This is a genomic window from Streptomyces sp. NPDC056503, from assembly GCF_042794995.1.
Classification (GTDB): domain Bacteria; phylum Actinomycetota; class Actinomycetes; order Streptomycetales; family Streptomycetaceae; genus Streptomyces.
In genome coordinates, this window is record NZ_JBHTST010000011.1 from 34678 (window position 1) to 55963 (window position 21286).

The 21286-nt window shown below is 73.5% G+C and carries 8 protein-coding genes; 1 reads left to right on the forward strand and 7 read right to left on the reverse strand.

The genetic code is table 11. From position 1 onward, the window contains the following. Positions 1–64 precede the first annotated feature (64 nt). From ACFQ8C_RS05610 to ACFQ8C_RS05620, 3 genes are all read right to left on the reverse strand, one after another. Positions 65–610 carry a flavin reductase family protein gene (locus ACFQ8C_RS05610; protein ID WP_383452561.1) on the reverse strand — a complete coding sequence of 182 codons (546 nt, stop codon included), beginning with the start codon at positions 608–610 and terminating at the stop codon, positions 65–67. Between the two features lie 271 nt (positions 611–881). Further along, positions 882–2315, reverse strand: a complete 1434-nt coding sequence (locus ACFQ8C_RS05615; protein WP_383452627.1) for an MFS transporter — start codon at positions 2313–2315, stop codon at positions 882–884. Positions 2316–2465: 150 nt separating this feature from the next. Next, a complete protein-coding gene (locus tag ACFQ8C_RS05620; RefSeq protein WP_383452562.1) occupies positions 2466–2840 on the reverse strand; it encodes a cupin domain-containing protein in 375 nt (124 codons plus the stop codon). A gap of 124 nt (positions 2841–2964) precedes the next feature. Here ACFQ8C_RS05620 and ACFQ8C_RS05625 point away from each other — a divergent pair, with 124 nt between their 5' ends. Further along, positions 2965–3387: a MarR family winged helix-turn-helix transcriptional regulator gene (locus ACFQ8C_RS05625; RefSeq protein WP_383452564.1), complete on the forward strand. Its 423-nt coding sequence runs from the start codon at positions 2965–2967 to the stop codon at positions 3385–3387. Positions 3388–3472: 85 nt separating this feature from the next. On the opposite strand, the gene ACFQ8C_RS05630 is transcribed toward ACFQ8C_RS05625, so the two are convergent. The 4 genes from ACFQ8C_RS05630 to ACFQ8C_RS05645 form a co-directional block, all read right to left on the reverse strand. Next, positions 3473–9166: a carboxyl transferase domain-containing protein gene (locus ACFQ8C_RS05630; RefSeq protein WP_383452565.1), complete on the reverse strand. Its 5694-nt coding sequence runs from the start codon at positions 9164–9166 to the stop codon at positions 3473–3475. 71 nt (positions 9167–9237) lie between these two features. Beyond that, on the reverse strand, positions 9238–11811 hold the full coding sequence (locus ACFQ8C_RS05635; protein ID WP_383452566.1) for a methyltransferase domain-containing protein: 2574 nt from the start codon (positions 11809–11811) through the stop codon (positions 9238–9240). Between the two features lie 183 nt (positions 11812–11994). Further along, positions 11995–13122 carry an LLM class flavin-dependent oxidoreductase gene (locus ACFQ8C_RS05640; RefSeq protein ID WP_383452568.1) on the reverse strand — a complete coding sequence of 376 codons (1128 nt, stop codon included), beginning with the start codon at positions 13120–13122 and terminating at the stop codon, positions 11995–11997. A 50-nt stretch (positions 13123–13172) separates the two neighbouring features. Beyond that, on the reverse strand, positions 13173–21284 hold the full coding sequence (locus ACFQ8C_RS05645; RefSeq protein ID WP_383452570.1) for an amino acid adenylation domain-containing protein: 8112 nt from the start codon (positions 21282–21284) through the stop codon (positions 13173–13175). Between the last annotated feature and the right edge of the window lie 2 nt (positions 21285–21286).

Sequence of the window (21286 nt, forward strand, 5' to 3'; positions counted from 1 at the left end):
GTCACGGCCTCCCGGCCAGTTTGTCACGATAGGGAAGGTTTTCGCGGCGCCTCGGGGGCCGGGCTCAGGAGAGGTGCTCGTGGCGCATCCGGGGGAACCGGCCGTCGTGGTAGAGCAGCGGGGTCCCGGGGCCGTGCCCGACCTGGTGGATCCGGAAGGTGACGACCGTGTGGTCGCCCGCGGGGAGCTCCCCGGCGATCTCGCAGTCCATCCAGGAACTCGCGTCCCGCAGGAAGAGCGAACCGTGCAGGGTGGCATGGGTGTCGAGCCCGGCGAACCTGTCCGCGTCCTTCGCCGCGAGCTGACGGCACGCGACGGCCTGGCCCTCGGAGAGCACCGAGACGCCGATCCGCCCGGCCCTCTTCAGGACGGGCCAGGTCGAGGAGTCGTTCCGCACCGAGAACAGCGCCATGGGCGGGTCGAAGGAGACTCCGACCGCCAGCGAGGTGGCGATCATCCCGTAGGGCGCCCCGCCGACCGTCCCGCAGAGGGCCACGACGGCCGCGGGGAATCCGCCGAAGACGGCGCGCACCTGGTCGGAGTGGGAGATCGCGGGCGCGAGGACCGCGACATCGGTGCCGAACCGCCGGTCGAGGCCTGCGAGCGTCATATCGCGCCGACCCTGGGTCCGGCGACGGCGTGCGCGCGGGCCCGGACCGGGCCGGGGGTCCGCGGACCCGCCTCGGGCTTCCCCACGACTACGCAGGTGCTCACGACAGTCTCCAAATCGTCGATCACGAAGTCCGGGTCGCCGCCCGGTCGGCACGTCCATGCGCGGGGTCGGGCTCCACACACGCGACCTGCCTGGCGGACCGAGGTCTTCAGCCACGCCAAGCAGGTCGGGCGTTCACCCTGTCCCCGTCCCTACGGGGTACTGCGGTTCACGCAGAGGTCGCCTGCCCGGGGGGCTGTGTTCCGGGGGCAGGCGCAGGAGCGGGGGCGGGAGCCGGGGCGGGAGGAGCCATCTTGACCAGGCCGAACAGCCCGAGGAGCAGGAGGACGCCGATGAACACCGCGCCACCGCCCAGGGCCTGGCCCACGGCGTCCGCCACCGCGCCCTGCGCGGTGCCGCCGGTCTTGGCGTCCTCCAGGCCGGAGATGTAGATCGTGCCGAGGACCGCGATGCCGAGCGCGCCGCCGACCTGCTGCATCGTCTGGAGCATGCCCGCCGCGGCACCGGCGTTCTGCGGCGGAAGGCCCGCGAGGACGGTGAAGTTGAGGCCGGTGAAGGCGATGCCGACGCCGACGCCACAGAAGATCGTGGGGACCACGATGAAGCCGTAGCCGGTGGACGGGGTCATCTGGCTGAGCCAGAGCAGGCCGATGATGATCAGCGCCGCCGCGGCGACCACGAGGTTCTTCGGACCGAACTTCTTCACCAGCGGCGGGAAGGTCCACCGCGAGGAGAGGACGCCCAGGGTCAGCGGCACGACCGCGAACCCGGCCTCGACCGGGCTGTAGCCCAGCGAGTCCTGCGCGTACACCATCAGGAAGTAGAGGCTGGCGAACATCGCGGCGGGCAGCATCAGCATGCCGGCGTAGGCGACCGCCCGGTTCCGGCTGGCGAAGAGGGCCAGCGGGATGATCGGCTGCTCGACCCGCCGCTCGCCGATCAGGAAGACGACGAGGAGGACGGCGCCCGCGACGAAGGCGACGACCGTCTGACCGCTGCTCCAGCCGCCGTCGGCGGCGTGGGTGAAGCCGTAGACGATGCCGATCAGGCCGGCCGTGCCGGTGATCGCGCCGAACACGTCGAGCTTGCCCTTGACGTGCGGCGGCTGCGGGATGAAGCGGGTGGCGAGCGCGATGATCAGGATGCCGATCGGCACGTTCACCAGCATCACCCAGCGCCAGTTGACCCAGGACGTGAGCATGCCGCCGGCCAGCAGGCCGAGGGAGCCGCCCGCGGAGGACGCGGCGGTGTAGTAGCTCAGGGCCCGGGCACGGGCGGGCGGCGCGGTGAAGGTGGTGGCGATCAGCGACAGCGCGCTGGGCGCGGCGACCGCCGCCCCGATCCCCTGGATCACCCGGGTGGTGAGCAGCCAGGTGGGGTTCTGGGCGAGGCCTCCCACCAGGGACGCGAGGGTGAACACCGCCACGCCGACGATCAGGACCGTACGGCGACCGTAGACGTCGCCGAGCCTGCCGCCGAAGAGCAGCAGGCCGCCGAAGGCCACCGCGTAGGCGTTGATCACCCAGGTGAGGTTGGCCGAGGAGAAGCCCAGCTCACGCTGGATGGTGGGCAGGGCGGTGTTCACGATCGTCAGGTCCAGCATGATCATGAGCTGGCAGGTCACGATCACGACCAGGGCCATCGTCAACCGGCGGTCGGTTGACCCGGCGGCTACCTGGGGCGGTGTAGCCGAGGTGTTCGACATTGCGTTCCTTAAGACGGGGGGAACGGAGGCTGGGTGACGGCCCACCTGGCGGGGCCGGTCACCGAGTCGGGAGCGGTGGCGCCGACGTCAGACGGCCCACGGGATCGGGTTGGCACCCTCGGTGCCGGGAATGCTCACCAGCGCCCCGGCCTGCATGGCGACCAGCGCCTCCAGCGGCTCACCGGTGCTGCGGAACTGGCGCACGGACCCGGCGGGGACCACCAGGGCCTGACCGGCCGAGATCTGCTCGGTCTCGCCGTCGACGGTGAACTCGAAGGAGCCGGCGATCGGCATCCAGATCTGGTCCTTGTCGATGACGTGGACGGGGGACTGGCCGCCGTCGATCACCGAGACCTTCCAGGTCGCCACCTGCTCGCTGCCCTGGCTCGGCGCGGCGAGGCCGTACATCACGGCGGACGCGGTCTTGATTGTCCGGTCTTCGGAGGGGTTGATGACGTTCATGGTGGTAACCTCCTGTGTCAAGTTGCTTGACACAGTCTAATGGGGACGGGCGAGCGTGTGTCAACATGGATCTATGGAAAACGCGGATGACCTGACTGACTACGAGCTCATCTACCTTGTCGGGATGACGTTCCAGCTGTTGCTCGGGGAGTTCGTGGGCCGGCTGAACGAACGCGGTTACGAAGACGTCAGACCCATTGACGGCATGGCCCTCCAGGTACTGAAGGGCGAAGGCGCCACCGGCACCGAACTGGCCGCCGCGCTCGGAATTACCAAGCAGGCCGTCAGCGGAATGGTCACGCACCTCGAGGAGCACGGATACGTGGTACGCGTGCACCATCCGTCCGGTGGCCGCCGCCAGTTGATCCAGCTCACCGAGAGGGCTTACGAGCACCTCGACGTCGCCGGAGCCGTCCTGAGCGACCTGGAGAACGAGATCATCGGGAAGACCGGGAAGATTCCGATGTACACCCTCCGGATGACGCTGGCCGAGATGATCGTGGCGCTGAGCAGGGGAAATATTCCCCCGCTCAGGCCCACCTGGTGACGCGATCCCGGGAAAACCGAGGGTAAATCCCAGGAATCCCGGGAATCCCGGAAACCGCGATAAACGGGCGAATGCGGGCAATCGCTCAGCGTGAATAGGCCGGGGCCGTCCTCGCGCCCGGGACGAATTCCGCGTTCCCGGACCCGGCCCCGTTCCCGGACCCCTTCGCGGCCTTCGCGCGCGAGCGGTCCGACTTCCAGGCCTCGATCGTCTCGATGACCGCGGGGCGCAACTGCGCCGCGCCGATGATCCTGTCGACGGAGCCCATCTCCACGGCCCGCTGGATCGTGTGGATCGCGTCGAACTCGGCGGCGACCTCGCTGAGTTTCTCCGCCCGGACGGCCTCGGCGACCTCGGCGCGTCCGGGATCCCCCGCGTCCAGGCCGGCGACGCGGGGATCGGCGACGGTGCGCCTGCGGACCTCGCCGGAGAAGACGACCGCGGCGGCGGGGGCGCCCCCGAGGACGGAGGCGTACGAGCCCTCGACGGCGAGCATCGTCATGTTCGGGTTGAGCGCCTTGGAGAACACCGCGAAGGTGCCGCCGTGACATCGGGAGACGATGCAGAACACGATCGGGCCCTCGAAGTTGACGACCGCCCGGCCGATCTCGGCGCCGTACTCCAGCTGGAGCTTGCGCATCGACTCCGGGGAGCCGTCGAATCCGGACATGTTCGCCACGACCACCAACGGCCGGTTGCCGGAGGCGGCGTTGATCGCCCGCGCCGTCTTCTTCGACGACATGGGGAAGAGCGTGCCGGCGGTGTAGGTGTCCGGGCCGTCGGCGGGCGGGAAGCCCTGGCGGGGCACGGCGTGGGACTCGACGCCGAGCATGCAGACGGGGTGTCCGCCGATGTGCGCGTCCTGGACCACGGAGGTCTCGGCGTCGGCCATCCCCGCCCACCGCTCCAGGACGGGGTGGTCCTGGTCGGACAGGGCCCGCATCACGGTGCGGATGTCGAAGGGCTTCTTGCGGTCCGGGTTGGTCGCGGCGGAGAAGATCTCCCCGACGGTGGCGAAGCCGCTGCCGTCGGCCGGGTGCGGGAAGCCGCTGACGTCCCGGTCGGCCGGATCGGCCGTCGGGGCCCGGCGCGGCGTCTCCTCGCCGGGCGCGACGTAGGCGTGGTCGTAGTGGGCCGTGAGGAGCGCGAGCGCGGCGGTGAGGTCCGGTGCCCAGTACTGGGCCTGGCCGTTGGGGCCCATGATCCGGTCGTGGCCGCCGATGCCGAAGTTGTCCTCGGCGGACACCCCGCCGGAGAAGTCGAGGGACTGCTTGCCGGTGAGCACCATCGACGAGTCCGGGGTCATGACCAGGATGCCCTTGGTGTGCATGAGCATCGTCGCCTCGGCGTTCCAGTACGGCTGGCCGCCGACGGTGATCCCGGCGATGACGATGTTGATCTCGCCGCCGTCCTGGGTGAACTCGACGACCCGCTTGAGCGCGGCGGCGACCCAGTCCATGTTCTCCGAGCCGGAGGTCATCGAGATCTGCGCGCCCGCGGAGATCGCGATCCACTCGATCGGGACCCTCAGCTCCTCGGCGAGGTCCAGGGCGGCGATGACCCGGGCGCACTCGGGCTCGGAGAGGGCGCCGAGCGACTTGGTCGGGTCGCCGAGCAGCGCCACCCGGGTCATGCCCTCGGGGTGGACGGCGGTGGGCGTGGTGACGACGCCGACGACGATGCCCGCGGTGTTCCCGCCGCCCGGCCGGTCCACCGGGACCAGGCGTCTGCTCCCGGCGTCGGGGCCGACGGCGCTCACGGGCCCGCCGGCTTCGAGGTCGTACTCGGTGAACGTGCCCTTGTCCCCGGCGAGCAGGCCGGTGAGCTCGTACGGGTAGACGGCGCCGCGGCGGGCGGCCGACAGCACCTTGCGCCGGTAGTCGTCCAGCGGCGGGACGGCGTCGGCGGGCGGCGGGCCGGCGTGCAGCACCGGGGCGCCCTGGGTGTCGCCGGTGACCCGGAGGGACATCTCCGCCGGTTCCCCGGTCTCCTGGCGCTGCCGGACGACGAGCTCGACCTCCTCCAGGCCGGCGCCCGACACGGACGGGCGGAGCCGGCGGACGAGACGGGCCAGTTCCGGCGCGCTGACGTCGGCGGGGGGCCGCACGCACATCAGGATCCGGTCGGTCCCCGTGGCCGCGCCGCCGGGCCGTCGTGACGACCGGGCGGTGCGGAGCGCGTCGAGGCAGCCGGCGAGGGCGTCCTCCACCTCGGGCAGGGCGAGGAGCCGGCCCTCGGCGTCGCGCACCGGGGTCAGCTTCCGGACCTGGGCCGTCGCGATCAGCCGCTCGTCCTCGGCGTCGGTCCTCGCGACGGCGCGGAGCAGGCACAGGTCCTCGTCCGCCGACGGAAGCCGGGTGAGGTCGAAGGCGCGGAAGCGGTCGAGCCGCAGGCGCTCGGCGAGCCGCGGGTGGAGGCCGCGGACCTGCCGGTCCTCGACCGGACGGGCGCCGTCGCCGTCGCCCCGATCGTCACCGGGCCGGAAGGTGAAGTGCCGGGACAGGACGCCGGACGCGGTGGCGGCCACCGTGACGGTGATCCGGACGACCCCGGGGGGCGCCGGGCGTGACGTGACGGCACCGGTGACCGCCTCGGCGAGCTCGTCGGCGCCGAGGCCGCCGGGCCAGGCGAGGTAGAGCTCGGCGGCCAGGCCGTCGCCGGGCGTCCGGCCGGCCAGGGCGCCGGCGGCGGCGATCGCCGCGGGCAGACCGGCGAGGTCCGTGGTGGCGGCCGCGACACGGGTCTCGGCGCCGGCGGGGGTGCCGGTGTGCCCGGCGGTGACGAAGCGGTGACCGGCGACGTCGGCGACCGTGACGTCCGCCGGGCGGGCGGCGCCGTGGTGACGGCGGGTCAGGGCCTCCAGGAGCGGCGCGTGGTCCAGGCCGGGCCGGCCGGCGGACGCCGGTCGCGCGGAGCGGACGAGCCGCTGCCCGAGCAGCCGGACGAGCGGTTCGGGGGCGGCGGCGATCGCCTCGACGCGGTCGGCGCGGTCGGCGGCGTCCGGGTGCGCGTCGAGGTGGCGCAGGTCGGCGCGGACGGCGGCGTACACACGGGCCCGGTCGCGGAGGAGCGGCGGCCGGGTGAAGCGGCGGAACACGACGCCCCGGGCGAGGTCGCAGACGGCGGGGAACCGCTCCCGGGTCGCCTCGACGAGGTGGTCCAGGACCTCGCGCAGCCGCGCGCGGACGGGTTCGGCGGGCGGCGCGTCGGCCTGCCACCGCCGCAGCAGCTCGCGGACGGTCACCGCGCCGTCGGCCAGCCGCTGCTGCGCCAGGAAGATCCGGAAGACCGCCGTCTCCAGCTCCGGCGTGCGGTCCGGGCCGGTGACGCCGTAGTGGGCCAGGACCCGGCACAGCACGGCCCGGACCGCCTCGGGGAGCCCGGCGCGGTCGGCGTCGAGGCCGCGCAGGTAGACGTGGAAGTGTTCGCGCGGGCTGTGCACGGCGCTCGCGGGCCCCGTCGCGGCCGGGTCCGGGTCCGCTCCCCCGGTGTGGCGGACCGGCCTGTCCCGGCCGAGCTCCGCCAGGTCGGCGAAGACGGTGAGCAGGTCCAGTTCGGCGGGGAGGAGCGCGTCGCCGAGACCGGTGCGGGCGTCCAGGTACCGGGCGAGCGCGGCCGTACGGTCGTCGGCATCGCCGTCGAAGCCGAGCAGCAGGCCGCGCAGGTCCCGCAGGCGGGCGCCGGCCCGGTCCTCGGCCGAGCCCTCGTCCGCCGCGGCGGGCAGGTCGACCGTCCGCTCCGCCGGGGTCGCCGCGGCGGCGACGGGGCCGCGGTCGCCGTCCTCGTCGGGCAGCGGCTCCAGGCGCAGCAGCGGCGCGCCGGTCTCGACCTGGGTGCCGACCGGGACCGCGCACTCGCGGACCAGGGCGCGGAACGGCGCCCGCAGCACCGTCTCCATCTTCATCGATTCGAGGACCAGGACGGGGGCGCCCTCGGCGACCTCGTCCCCGGCGGCGACCGGGGTGGCGACCACCAGGGCCGGGGCGGGAGAGCGGACCACGCCGCCCTCGTCGCGGCTGACCCGGTGGGCGACGCCGTCGACCTCGACCAGGTGCACGGGTCCGTGCACGGAGGCCGTGATCCGGAAGCGGCGGCCGTTGACCGTGAGGGTGGCGCTGTGGCCGTCGAACCGCTCGACGACGGCGTCGGCCACGGCGGCGTCGCCGCCGCCGGTGGCGATCCCGACGCGGAAGCGGTCCGGGCCGAGGCGGGCGACGCGGACCTGGTAGGAGACGTCCCTGAGCTTGTAGTCGAGGGCCTGGCCCGGGTCGTGGCGGACGTGGGGCCGGCCGCCGTGGGCGGCGGCGAGGAGCGCCTGCCGGGCGGCCTCCTCCTCGTCCTCGTACGCGCGGACCGCGGCGGCGACGAGGGCGACGCCGGAGTGGTCGTGGGCGGCCAGGCGGCCCTGCGCGCGGACCCGGTCGATCCAGCCGGTGTCGGCCCAGCCGGCCGCGGTGCTGCCGTCGGTGACCTCGGGCTGGTCCAGCAGGTCGAGGACGAAGCTCTTGTTGGTGGCGCCGCCCTCGATGACGACGCAGGTCGCGGCCATGGCGCGCCGGAGCCGGGCCAGGGCCTCCTCGCGGTCGCGGCCGTAGGCGATGACCTTGGCGATCATCGAGTCGAAGTCCGCGGGGATCGTGTCGCCCTCGCCGACGCCGGTGTCGACGCGTATCCCCGGCCCCGCGGGCAGGACCAGGCGGGCGATCCGGCCGGGCGCGGGCGCGAAGTCGCGGTCGGGGTCCTCGGCGTTCAGCCGGGCCTCGACGGCGTGCCCGGACTCGGCCGGCCGGTCCCCGATGAGGCGGCCGCCGGCGGCCACGTGCAGCTGCATGCGCACGAGGTCGACGCCGGTGGTGAGTTCGGTGACGGGGTGCTCGACCTGGAGGCGGGTGTTCACCTCCAGGAACGCGAACTGCTTGTCGTCCGGGTGGTAGAGGAACTCGACGGTCGCCGCGCCCCGGTAGCCGACCGAGAGGGCGAGCCGCTCGGCGGCCGCCTTCAGCTCCGTGACCTGTTCCGAGGAGAGCAGCGGGGAGGCCGACTCCTCGATGACCTTCTGGTTGCGGCGCTGCACCGAGCAGTCCCGCACGCCGAGTGCCCAGGCCGTGCCCTCCCCGTCCGCGATGACCTGGACCTCGACGTGCCGGGCGCCGGTCACGAGCCGTTCGAGGAAGACCGTGCCGTTGCCGAAGGCCCGCGCCGCCTCGGAGCTGGTCCGCTCGTACGCCTCGGTGAGGTCGGCCGCCGAGGCGATGACCCGGATGCCGCGTCCGCCGCCGCCGGCGGTGGCCTTGAGCATCAGCGGGTAGCCGATCCGCTCCGCCGCCCGGTGCGCCTCCTCCAGGGTGGCGACCGGGCCGCGGCTCCAGGGGGCGACCGGCACGCCGACGCGTTCGGCGATCAGCTTCGCGCCGATCTTGTCGCCGAGCTTGCGCATGGCCTCGGCCGACGGGCCGACGAAGGTGACCCCGGTCTTCTCGCAGAGCTCCGCGAAGGCCGGGTCCTCCGCGACGAAGCCCCAGCCGGGCCACGCCGCGTCCGCGCCCGACTCCGTCAGGGCGCGCTCCAGCACGGCCTGGTCGAGGTAGGGACGGTCCGCGGCCGCGCCGAGGTAGACCCGGTGGTCGGCCTCCCGGACGAAGGTGGCACCGCGGTCGGCGTCGGTGTACAGCGCCACCGTCTCGGTGACCGTCCCGGACTGCGCGGACAGGTCGCGGACGGCGTGGATCAGCCGCATCGCGGCCTCCCCGCGATTGACAATGGCAATACGCCTGAACACCGGCCAGGCCTCCTAACGGGTATGCGTGCGCGCCGGGAAAGCGCTCTTCGGCAGCGGAACGGGGGGAATTCCTAACGGCGTTCGAAGACGCCGAACTTCCACTCGATGTTGTAGCCGAGACCGGTTCCGGCCGGTCCCTTGGAGATCTCCGGGAAGACGCGCTCGCGCATGACGAAGCGGATGACTTCCTCGCGGGTCGCCCGGTCGGTGATCTCGGAGAGGTACTCCGCCTGGTTCGACGGGACGAGGGCGGTCGCCAGGTTCTCCTCGGCCAGCAGCTCGAAGGTCTGGCCGAAGGACGTACCGGTCATGAAGGGGTCGAGCGCCTCGACCACGCCCTCGATGGACTGCGGGGTGGGCAGGATCCGGCGGTCCGCGCGCTTCTGGGCGGCCTCCCGGCCGGCGGAACGCGCGCGGGCGACGGCCTCGCGCAGCGGCTCCGGGCAGTCGGCCGGGTCGGTCGCGTCCAGCGCTTTCAGCCAGTGCTTCCTGAGCAGCCGGTTGGGGTCGTGGAACAGGACGGAGTTCCTGGTGGCGGGGCCGAGGTCCGGCGCGTTGAAGACCAGTTTCCCGCCGGGTGCCAGCACGTCCGCGATCGAGGCGGCCGCGTGCCGCATGGGGCCTTCGCGGAGCAGGTGGAACACCATGTTGGCCATCACCACGTCGACGTGGTCGCCGCCCATCACGTCGAGGAGGCCGCGGAACTCGCCGTCCTCCCCGCGCAGGGAGTGGAACCTGGTCCACGGGACGTCCTTCAGGAGCTCGTAGCCCTGGGCGAACCATCCGGTCGGCAGGTCGACCAGGTGGAGCTCGAAGCCGATGCCCTGCCCGGCGAGGCGCTCGGGAAGGTCCTGCGCGACGCAGACCTTGGCGAGTTCGATCGAGGCCAGGCCGGTGCCCGCTCCGTAGTCGAGCACGCGGATGACGTCGCCCCTGCGGGCCCGCCCGGCCCGCTCGTTGACCGCGGCCATGACCTCGCGGACCACGACCCCGGTCGCGCCGGCCGACCACCGGCGGGGCTGGGACAGGTCGCCGTCGAAGTAGAGGAGTTCGTGCAGCCCGCGGCCGTCGTCCAGGTCGGATCCCGGCTCCGGGACCCAGTCGCTCGCCCGCCGGGTGGTCACCGGCTCCCGGTCCGTGCGCGCGGGTGCCTGGATCACCTCCAGGGGGTTGGGCTGCGCGCAGACGACGCGGTTGACCGAGACCGCGACGAAGGGCCGCGTGGCCGGGTGGCGGCGTTCGAGGTGGCTGCTCGCGGTCAGCCCGGCGTGCCGACAACAGGTCATGAACGTCGAGTACTCGACCGGGTACTGGTGGGTCAGGCCGCGGTACGTGTCGAAGGCGGCCGCGTGCACCGCGCCGAGGTGCTGGGCCGCGACGTGCGGGGGCACGCTGTGCGCCTCGACGAGCACCATGCCGTGCTTGCCGACGTACGGCTTCCAGCGCTCCAGGTGGGCGACGAGGTCCGCCTCGACCTCGGCGGCCGACAGCGGCGTGCCGTCGGGCGCCACGTACGCGCCGGAGGCCGTGGCGGGGAACCCGGACGGCGGGCCGCCGCGGTGGACCCGGCCGTGGTCGGCGAAGGAGCGGATGTGCAGGCCGTCCTCGATCGACAGCCCGTGCTCGGCGAGCCGGTCCCGCAGTTCCCCGGGCTCCGTCACGTCCCCCAGGAGCAGCAGCGGGTCGCGCACCCCGGCGGCCAGGAGCCTGCGCCGCGCCGCGTCGAGGGCGGCGGGGCTGGCGTCGACGCCGACGTACCGGACGCCGTCCCCGAGCAGGCCGTGCAGGTGGGCGAGCCAGCTGCCGTCGCCGCATCCCGTGTCGGCGATGAACGCCGGCGGCCGGCCGTAGGCGAACATCTCCCGGAAGATCGGGTCCGCGTCGGCGAAGTACGGGCGCAGGGCGGCCGATCCGGCCTCCGTCCGGAGGGCGCGGTCGCGGTGCCACGCGTCGTCGCCGGAGCCCACCACGAGCTCGCCGCGGAGCAGTTCCTCCAGGCGCGCCAGCAGGGGGAGGTAGGAGGCCGCCAGGGCGAAGTGGTCCTCGAACTCCCGGAAGGCCAGGCCCTCCGGGGTCCACCGGCCCTCGCCGTCGACCCAGCCGAGCAGGGCCAGGAAGCGCTCGGCGTCCGCCGGGAGCCGGTCGCCCGGCCCGCCTGCCCCGCCGGCCTCGTCGGCCCGCAGGGACAGCATCACCGGGACCAGCAGCGCGCCTTCCAGGAAGGCGCCCACGAGCTCGTCCCGCTCGGTGTCCGCCCGCCACTCCCCGAAGCGTCCGGCCGCCGCCGAGAAGGCGGCCGAGGTCGCCTCGTCCCACGGGGTCCGCCACGTCCCGGAGGCGCGGTCGGCGCACCGGGCGAGGAGCCGGCCCGCCTCCGCCAGCCGGTCGCCGTGGCTCAGCGCCGCCCGCCCGGACGGCGTCCACGCGGCCGGCCCGGCCTCGGCGTCGGCGTCGTACCAGCCGACGCTCGCGAGGCAGCGGCGCACGACGCCCAGGTAGCCGGTCTCGGGAAGACCGCACTCCGGGCCGGGGCCGGTCTCCCGCAGGCCGAGCGAGTCGAGCGCGCGGATGACCGAGGCGACGACCACGCCGTCCTGGTAGAGGAAGTGACGGCGGCGCACGGCGGCCTGGTGGTCTGCCGGCACCTCGCTGTCGGTCGATGGGCGCGTGGTGGATTTCGTCGTCCCAGAAAGCACTGAGTACCCCCGTGGTCAGCTGTGGGCGCGAGCTCGTGGCCGCGTTGAGTCTTCTGCTTGGTGCGTGGGCGGGAAGGGCCCGCCGGGCCCTTCCCGCTCCCGGACCCGTCGGCCGCGGCCGGCGCGGTCCGGTCAGACCTTGGAGCTCGCCGCGGCCTGGGCCGCCTCGCGGACCTGGGCGGAGAAGTCGTCGCGGTGCGACGCCTCCCAGGCCTGCGAGTCGCGCAGGCTCTGGGTCGAGCCGGTGAAGTGCGGCGCGACCTCGGAGGCGAACAGCTCGAAGCTCTCCATGGTCTGGCGGCGGTTGGCCCAGTTCTGCACGGTCAGCAGCAGGCTGCCGAAGCCGCCGCTCTGCTCGACCAGCTGCCCGATCGCCTCGATGGCGTCCTCCGGGGAGCCGATGATGGCGGTGCGGGTCTCCACCATGTGCTCGACCTCGCGGCCCTCCGGCAGGTCGCCGACGGCGCCGAGGGTGCCCTTGACGTAGTTGCGGAACCAGTCCGCGGCACCGGCGCGCACCTGCCGGTACGCCTCCTCGCGGGTCTCCGCGATGTGGGTGCAGATGGCCACGCGCCACTTGCTCCGGTCCACCGTGGTGCCGTTCTTCGCGGCCTCGTCCTCGGCGGCCTCCCACAGCTTGCCGAGCGGCGGGGCCTCGCGGCCCGCCAGGCCGGCGAAGGTCAGCGGGTTGATGCCGTACTTGCCGGCCAGCCGCATGCTGCGCTCGGTGCCGACGCCCGCGGCCATCATCTCGAAGCAGGGCTGGGTGTACGGGCGCAGCTGGAGCCGGGCCTCGCGCAGCTCGAACCAGTCGGTCTTGCGGGTGACGGGCTCGGTGCTGGTGAGCAGCTGGTGGATGGCGTCCAGCGACTCGGCCATCATCCGCCGCTGGTCGCCCGCGGAGATGCCCATCATGTACGCGTCCGAGGGGTGCACCCCGGCGCCCATGCCGAACATGATCCGGCCGCGGGTCTGGTGGTCGAGCTGGACCATCCGGTCGGCGGCGGTGAGCGGGTGGTGGTAGGGGAGGCTGACGACGCCGGTGCCGAGCATGATGCGCTGGGTGCGCTCGGCGGCGGCGGCCAGGAACAGCTCCGGCGAGGCGATGGTGGACCAGCCGCCGGAGTGGTGCTCGCCGACCCAGGCCTCGTCGAAGCCCAGCTCGTCGGCGCGGGTGATCAGTTCGAGGTCGTGCTGGAAGTTCGCGGTCGGGTCCTGACCGAGCTTGTGGAAGGGAGGGAGAAACGCTCCGAATCGCATGCTTTGGGTGTCCTCTCGGATTTCTTCTGGGATTTCGCTCGCCGGATCGGTCAGGAGTGCAGGGCTCGCCGGATCGCGTCCGCGACCTCGTCCACGGCGGGCGGCGCGACGACGGTGTAGTGGTCGCCGGGGACGGCCTCGGCGGTGGTGACGTCCTCGCCGAGCAGCTCGGCCCAGGCCGCGGTCGTCTTCTCGTCGGCCCCGCCGTCCGCGGCGCGCAGCAGCAGGGTGCGGACCCCGGACGGGGTCGGGCGGTGGGCCTCCAGGAGGCGCGAGTTGGCCATGAAGCGCTCGACGATCCGCTGGAAGGCCTCGGCTCCGATGTCCGCCGGCAGGACGCCGGCGCTCACCAGGGACTCGCGCAGGGACTGGATGGCACCCGCGTCGGACGCCGTCTCGTCGTCGTCCGCCGCGGGGCGCGGCGTCCAGGCGACGCCGGAGAGTCCGGACAGGTCGCGGGCGAACCAGTCGAGCAGTTCGGCGTCGCCGAGCGGTCCGCCGGCGGCCGGGCCCGGCTGTTCGAGCAGGTCGACCGCGACGACCAGGTCGGCCGTGCGGCCCGACTCGGCCATCAGCCGGGACATCTCGATCGCGACCACGCCGCCCATCGACCAGCCGCCGAGCAGCCAGGGGCCGTCCGGCCGGACCGCCAGGACTTCCCCGACGTAGTGGGCGGCGAGCTCGGTGAGCGTCGGCGCGTCCAGGTCGTCGGGGGTCTGGAGGGCGTAGAACGGGCGGTCGCCGTCGATCCGGGCGGCCAGTTCGGCGTAGCAGAGCACGTCGCCGCCGACCGGGTGCACGAAGAACAGCGGCGCCAGCGCGCCTTCCGTACGCACCGGGACCAGGGCCTCGCGGAGGGCGGCGCCGCCGGTGTCGGCCAGTGCCTCGGCCAGCTGGGCGATGCTCGGCCGGGCGAAGAGCAGGGAGACGGGCAGTACCCGCTCCCACTCGGCCTCGATGCGGGCCATCAGTCGCACCGCGGTGAGCGAGTCGCCGCCCAGGGCGAAGAAGCCGGCGTCGGCGGTGACCAGCGCCGGGTCGAAGAACTCGGCCCAGATCGCGGCCAGTCGGGTCTCGGTCTCGCCTTCGGGTGCCCGGCCGGCCTCGCCGAGGGCCAGGGACGGGTCGGGCAGCGCGCCGCGGTTCACCTTGCCGTTGGCGGTGAGGGGCAGCTCGTCGAGGAGCACGAACTGCCTCGGGACCATGTACTCCGGCAGGACCGCGCGCAGCGCGGACTCCAGCTTGCCGGTGTCCGGGTCCGCGTCGGGCTGGTGGACGACGTAGGCGACGAGGCGCTTGGGGCCCTGGCGGGAGCCGAGTGCCTGCACCACGGCGGCGCGCACGCCCTCGCAGTGCGAGAGGGCCGCCTCGATCTCGCCGAGTTCGATGCGGTAGCCCTGCACCTTGACCTGGTTGTCCTCGCGGCCGAGGAACTCGATCACGCCGTCGGGCCGGTAGCGGCCGAGGTCGCCGGTGCGGTAGAGCCGTTCGCCGGTGGCCGGGTGGCGGACGAACGAGGCGCGCGTCTTCTCCCCGTCGGCGTGGTAGCCGCGGGCCAGGCCCTCGCCGCCGATGTAGAGCTGGCCGGGCACCCAGGCCGGGCGCGGGCGCAGCTGCTCGTCGAGCACATGGAACTGCTGGTTCCGCATGGGCGTGCCGTACGGGACGCTCGTCCACTGCGGGTCGACGCCCTCGATCGGGTGCCAGATCGACCAGATCGCGGCCTCGGTCGCACCGCCCAGGCTCCAGGTCGCCGCGCCGGGCAGCACGCGTCCGATCAGCTCCGGCAGCGTGACCGGGATCCAGTCGCCGCTCATCATCACGGTGCGGACCTGCTCGACCGGCCGGCCGGCCGGCGAGGCGAGGTGCTGGGCGAACAGCTCCATCAGGGCCGGGACGCTGTTCCAGATCGTCACGCCGTGCTCGCGGACGAGTTCGGCCCAGCGGGCCGGCTCGTGGGCCGCGTCCGGCTCGGGCAGCACGATCGCGCCGCCGGCGGAGAGCATGCCGAACACGTCGTAGACGGACAGGTCGAAGTTGAACGCGGACAGGGCCAGGACCCGGTCCCGCTCGGTGACGGCGAAGCGGTCGTTGACGTCCGCGATGGTGTTGCCGGCCGCCCGGTGCTCGATCATCACCCCCTTGGGGGTTCCGGTGCTGCCGGAGGTGAAGATGACGTACGCGAGGTCGCCCGGGTCCGCGGGGGACGGCGGGGTCGGCGCGTCGGAGAGCGCGGCGAGCGTCTCCTCGTCGACGACGAGCCGTTCCACGCCCTCGGGCCAGGACTCCCCGGCCGGGCCGCCCGGCTGGGTGAGCGCCAGGGTGATGCCGGAGGTCTCGCAGAGCGTGCGGAGCCGTTCGGCCGGGACCGAGGCGTCGATCGGCACGTAGGCGGCGCCCGCCTTGAGGATGCCGAGCGCTCCGGCGACCTGCTCCCAGCCCTTGTGCATCACCACGCCGACCAGCTGCTCGGGGGTGGCGCCGCGGTCGAGCAGCCAGGTGCCGATCCGGTTCGACAGGGTGTCGAGCTCGCCGTAGGTGAGCGCCCGGTCGGACGTGATCACGGCGACCCGCTCGGGCCGTTCGGCCGCGTTGGCCAGGAACCCGGCGTGCAGCAGCTCCTCGGGCCGGTGGCCGGTGGTGGCGTTGACGCGCTGGCGCACGGCGAGGTCGCGCTGTCCCAGGAGCGGGGCGATGGGGCCGTGCCAGGCGGCGGGCGAGGCGGCCAGCTCGTTGAGGAGGCTGACGTAGGCGGCGTGCATCGCGTCGATCAGGCCGTCGGGGAAGAGCTCCTCCACCACGTCCCAGTTGACGATCAGCTCGCCGTCGTCCTCGATCACCTGGTGGTCGAGCCACACCTGCGGGGTGCGGATGGCGCTGGAGACCTCGTGGCCGCTCTCGCCGAGGGAGAGCAGGTGCTGGACCAGGCCGGTCCCCGCGGCGCGGGTGTCACGGGCGGCGAAGTTCACCGTGCTGGCGAAGACGACCGGCACGGACGCGCGCACCGACTCGCCGCGCTGCTGGTTCATCTCCCGCAGCACCCGGACACCGCTGACGCGGCTGTGCCCGAGGTCCTCCCACAGCTGCTGCTGCACCTTGCCGGCGCGGTCGGCGAACGGCGTGCCGCCGCCCGCGTGCACCTCCAGCAGGATCGTCGAGCTGAAGTTGCCCACGATCGAGTCCACCTGCGGGTGGAGCGGCATCCGGTTGAAGAAGAGCACGTTCAGGGTGAAGTCGGGGTTGGTGCTCCACTGCGCGATCACCTCGGTGTACGCGGCGCAGATGGCCGCGGAGGCGGTGACCCCGGCCGCCTTGGCGTGGTCCCGGAACGCCGTCCAGGCCTCGCGGTCGAGCCGGTGCGAGCGGTGCACGAAGTGCGGCCGACGCACGGTGGCGGGGTCGCGGGCCAGAGGCAGTTCGGGCGCCGGCGGCATGTGGGCGACCCGGCCGCGCCAGTACTCGAGGGAGGCCTCGTACTCGGGGCTCCGCTCCAGTTCCTTCATCGCGGTGACGTAGTCGCGGAAGGTGATCTCCGCGGGCTCGCCCAGGTCCTCGCCGTTGACGGACTCCGCCCACTCGCGGAAGACCGTCGACGCGCCCCAGGCGTCGCTGATCAGCGCCTCATGCGCGACGTGCAGCCGGACGCGGCCCTCGCCGAGGACGGTGGCGCGGACGTCGAACAGCGGCCATTCGGCCGGGTCGAAGACCTGGTCGCGCATCTCGTCGTGGACGGCGGTCAGTTCCCGCTCGCGCGCCTCGGCGTCGAGCTCCGACACGTCGTAGGTACGGATCTCGTACCGCGGCACCTCGGGCAGCACCTGCTGGGTGCTGTCGCCGTTCATCACCGCCCTGAGCATGTCGTGACGGTCGATCAGCTCGTTGAGCTTGTCGCCCAGGAGGGCGAGGTCGGCGCCTTCGAGGTCGACCTCGGTGAAGAAGTAGGTCGAGACGTTGCCGAGCTCGAAGGCGTCCGTGCGGCCCATCATGTAGGCCTGCTGGAGGTCGGTCAGCGGGAACGGCTCGAACCGCGAGGCCGGGTCGGGCACGATCCGCGGCGGCTCGTCCGCGACCGGTTCGAAGCTCGTCTCCTCGTCCGGAGCGGCGTCCGCCACGGCGTCCCGCACGGCGTCCCCGCCGGTCGGCTCGCCGAGCGCGTCGAGGACCAGCTCGGTCAGGCCGTGGATGTCGCAGCCCTCGATGAAGGCGACCAGCGGCAGCGAGACGGACAGCTGGCGGGTCAGCTGGTCGTTGGCCTGGAGCGCCATCAGCGAGTCGAGGCCCAGGGCCGGCAGCGGCTCGTCGAGTTCGAGGTCCTCGGCGTCGGCGCCGCGGACGCCCGCGATGGTGCCCCTGACCAGCTTCAGGGTGGCGGACGCGCGCTGGTTCGCGGGCAGGGCGAGGATGCGGTCGCGTCCCGCGCCGCTCGCTCCGGTCGGCTTGGCGGGCCGCGCCGCGCCGGGGCGCGCCGCGGTCGCGTTCGCGCCGGTCTGCTGGCGCGTGACCGCGTCCTTGTCGGCGCGCTTCATGTACACGCCCTCGGCGGACACCACCGGGTTGCCCTCGGCGTCCCGCACGTCGAGCGTGGCGGTGAGGACGTCGCCCGCGTAGCCGGACCGGGTCACGGTGGCGCGGCAGTAGATCGTGCCGCCGTCGTGGCCGTGGAAGGTGAGGCGGTCGATGCCGAGCAGCATGTACGCCTCGTCCGGCGCGCCGCCCTCGGGCATGCAGCTGATCAGCATCTGGAGCAGCGAGTCGGTGACGCCCGGGTGCAGCAGGTACGGGTCCGCCTCGCCCTCGGCGGCCGGCCGGAGCCGGGCCACGGCCTCGCCGGGCCGGTGCCAGAGGTGGTCGATCCAGCGGGCCGCGCCACCGAGGTAGATCTGGCGGCGCCAGAGCTGGGTGTAGTGCTCCTCGCCGGTGGTCTGGCCGTCGAACTCGGCGGCCAGCCGGGCCTCGTCGACGGCCTCGCCGACGGTGCCGGGCGCGCCGGGACCGAAGCGTCCCTGGGCGTGCAGCACCCAGGGGGCGGCGTCGCCGGCGCTCTCCGGGCGGGCGAAGAAGCGGTAGGAGTGGCGCGTCTCGTCGAGCGGTTCGAGCGCGAGCTGTCCGGCGCACACCTCGCTCGCGATGAGGCTCTGGGGAACCGAGTAGTCCTCGATGGCGATCGGTCCGGTGACGCCTTCGCGGCGCGCGGCCGACATGGCCATGTCGAGGTAGACACCGGCGTTGACCACCGGCATCCCCTCCATGACGCAGTCGCGCAGGACCGCGTGCGAGGCGGGGTCGATCCGCGCGTCGTAGAGACGGCTGTCCAGGGCGCACGGGATGGACGCGCCGAGCAGCGGGCCTCCCACGCCGCCCGTGGGGACGGCCGCGGGGGCCGGGGCGGCCGGTGCCGCCGCGGTCTCGGTGCGGGTGCTCGGGGTGTACCAGTGGCGGTCGGTCCGGAAGGGGTACGTCGGGAGGGCGACCTTCTGCCGGCCGCGTCCCGCGTCGACCTTCTCCCAGTCCACGGGCACGCCGCGGGTGTGCAGCGCGGCCGCGCTGTTGAGCATCACCCGGTTGTCGTCCTGCCGCTGGCGCAGCGAGGGCAGGAAGAGGGGCTCGGGGCCGGAGTCGGACCGGGGGGCGAACCGGGACGCCATGCCGCAGAGCACGGGGCTCGGCCCGACCTCGATGAAGACGGTGCAGCCGGAGTCGAAGACGGCCTGCATGCCGCGGAGGAAGTCCACCGGGGCCAGCGCGTGGCGGCGCCAGTACCCGGCGCCGATACAGCCGTCGCCGTTGAGGGAGTTGCCGGTGACGTTCGAGAACAGCGGGATCTGCGGAGCCCGGTACACGATCTTCTCGGCCTCGGCCTCGAAGGCGTCGAGCATCGGCTCCATGAGCGGCGAGTGGAAGGCCTTGGCGGTGTTGATCGGCCGCGAGCTGATGCCCGCCTCGGTGAGGACGGGCAGGAAGCTCTCCATGGCCTCCGGCGCGCCGGCCACCACGATGCTCTGCGGGCCGTTGACGGCGCTGAGCGAGAGCCCGGGCCCGGACTCCTCCAGCAGTTCGCGCACCCGCTGGGCGTCGGCGAAGACGTTGAGCATCGCGCCGGCGGGGGTGAGCTCCTGCATGAGCCGGCCGCGGTGGGCGGCGAGCAGCGCGCCCTCGGTCCACTCCATCGAGCCGGCCACACAGGCCGCGGCGAGCTCGCCGATGCTGTGGCCGAGCATGGCGGCCGGCTCGACGCCCCAGGAGCGCCACAGCTGGGCGACGGCGTACTCGAGGACGAACAGGGCCGGCTGGGTGTAGCGGGTCTCGTCGATGAGCCCCTCGTCGAGCGAGCCATCGAGCATCAGCGGCAGCAGCCGGCGGCCGAGGACGGGCTCCAGGAGCTCGTCGGCCTGGTCGAACAGCTCGCGCACCAGGGGCTCGGTGCGGTAGAGCGTGGCGGCCATCGACGCGTACTGCGAGCCCTGGCCGGTGAAGAGGAAGGCGACGCGGGGCCGTCCCGAGGCGCTCACCCGGCCCGTGTGGACGTACGGCGAGGGGTCCTCGTCCGGCTCGATCACCTCGGCGAGGCGCTCGCTCAGCACCTCGGCGGAGGAGCCGACCACGGCGGCGCGGTGGGGCAGCACGGCGCGGCCCACGGTCGAGGTGTGGCACAGGTCGGGCAGCTCGCCCTCGTCCGCGGACGCCAGCCGGTCCTGGTAGGCGCGCGCCAGCTCGCCCAGGGCGGCGGGGCTCTTCGCGGAGAGGGTCAGGACGTGGTCCTTGCGCGGCTCGGGCAGCTCCTCGGCCGCCGCGGGCGCCGGCGGCTCGCCGACCACCACGTGCGCGTTGGTGCCGCTGACGCCGAAGGCGCTGACGCCGGCGACGCGGGTCCCGGTCCCGGCGGGGAAGGGGGTCGGCTCGACCGGGATGCGCAGGTGCAGCTGGTCCAGGTCGATCGCCGGGTTGACGGAGTCGAGGTTCAGGTGCGGCGGTACGGTGCCGTGCTTCACGGTCATCAGGGCCTTGATCAGGCCCACGACGCCGGCCGCCGCCTCCAGGTGGCCGAAGTTGGTCTTGGCCGAGCCGACCAGCGGCGGCTCGGCCCCGGCCGGCGTGCCGAGCGCGGCGCGCAGCGCCCGGAGCTCGATCGGGTCGCCGAGCGGGGTGCCCGTGCCGTGGGCCTCGATGTAGCCGACGCGGCTGCCGTCGACGCGGGCCGCGCGCAGGGCGGCGCGCACCACGTCGGTCTGGGCCGCCGGGTTGGGCACGGTGATGCCGCTGCTGCGGCCGTCCTGGTTGACCGCGGAGCCGAGGATCAGGCCCTCGATGCGGTCGCCCGCGGCGAGCGCGTCGGAGAGCCGCTTGAGCACGACCACGCCGCAGCCCTCGCCGCGGGCGTAGCCGTCGGCGGAGGCGTCGAAGGTCTTGCAGCGGCCGTCCTCGGCGAGCATGCCCGCCTGGGTCATCAGCAGGAACCACTCGGGGCTCAGCAGGACGTTGACGCCGCCGGCCAGGGCCAGCGAGGTCTCGCCGGAGCGCAGGCTCTGGCAGGCCAGGTGCACCGAGACCAGCGCGGAGGAGCAGGCGGTGTCCACGGAGAGGCTCGGGCCGCTGAGGCCGAGCCAGTAGGAGAGCCGGCCGGCCGCGAACGTGGAGGCGTTGCTGGTGGTGCAGTACATCTCCAGCTCGTCCGGGACGACGTGCTGCATCTGGTTCTGGGTGTAGTCGTACGTGGTGACGCCCAGGTAGACGCCGGTGGGGCTGCCGGCCAGGCGGTCGGGTGCCTGGCCCGCGTGCTCCAGGGCCTCCCAGGCCACTTCGAGGAACATCCGCTGCTGCGGGTCGAGCGCGGCGGCCTCGCGCGGGGAGATCCCGAAGAACCCGGCGTCGAAGCGGTCGACCTCGTCGAGGAAGCCGCCGCCCTTCACGCCGCCCCACCGCTGCGGGTCCCAGCGGTCCGAGGGGACCGGTCCGGTGCCGCTCTCGCCGCGGAGCAGGAAGTCCCAGTACTGCTCCGGGCTCCGTACGCCGCCGGGCAGCCGGCAGCCCATGCCGATCACCGCGATGGGCTCGGTCTTCGCCTGCTCCGCCTCGTCGAGGCGTTCCCGCAGCTTGCGTATCTGTACCAGGCTCCGGGCCAGCACCTCGCGGGCCTGGCTGGACTGATCGGTGTCGATGGTCATAG

Bases quoted from the DNA above. Each gene is read 5' to 3' on its own strand.
- ACFQ8C_RS05625 (WP_383452564.1), top strand. From the start codon at position 2,965: ATGACGTTCCAGCTGTTGCTCGGGGAGTTCGTGGGCCGGCTGAACGAA.
- ACFQ8C_RS05645 (WP_383452570.1), bottom strand. From the start codon at position 21,284: ATGACCATCGACACCGATCAGTCCAGCCAGGCCCGCGAGGTGCTGGCC.
- ACFQ8C_RS05640 (WP_383452568.1), bottom strand. From the start codon at position 13,122: ATGCGATTCGGAGCGTTTCTCCCTCCCTTCCACAAGCTCGGTCAGGAC.
- ACFQ8C_RS05620 (WP_383452562.1), bottom strand. From the start codon at position 2,840: ATGAACGTCATCAACCCCTCCGAAGACCGGACAATCAAGACCGCGTCC.
- ACFQ8C_RS05615 (WP_383452627.1), bottom strand. From the start codon at position 2,315: ATGGCCCTGGTCGTGATCGTGACCTGCCAGCTCATGATCATGCTGGAC.
- ACFQ8C_RS05610 (WP_383452561.1), bottom strand. From the start codon at position 610: ATGACGCTCGCAGGCCTCGACCGGCGGTTCGGCACCGATGTCGCGGTC.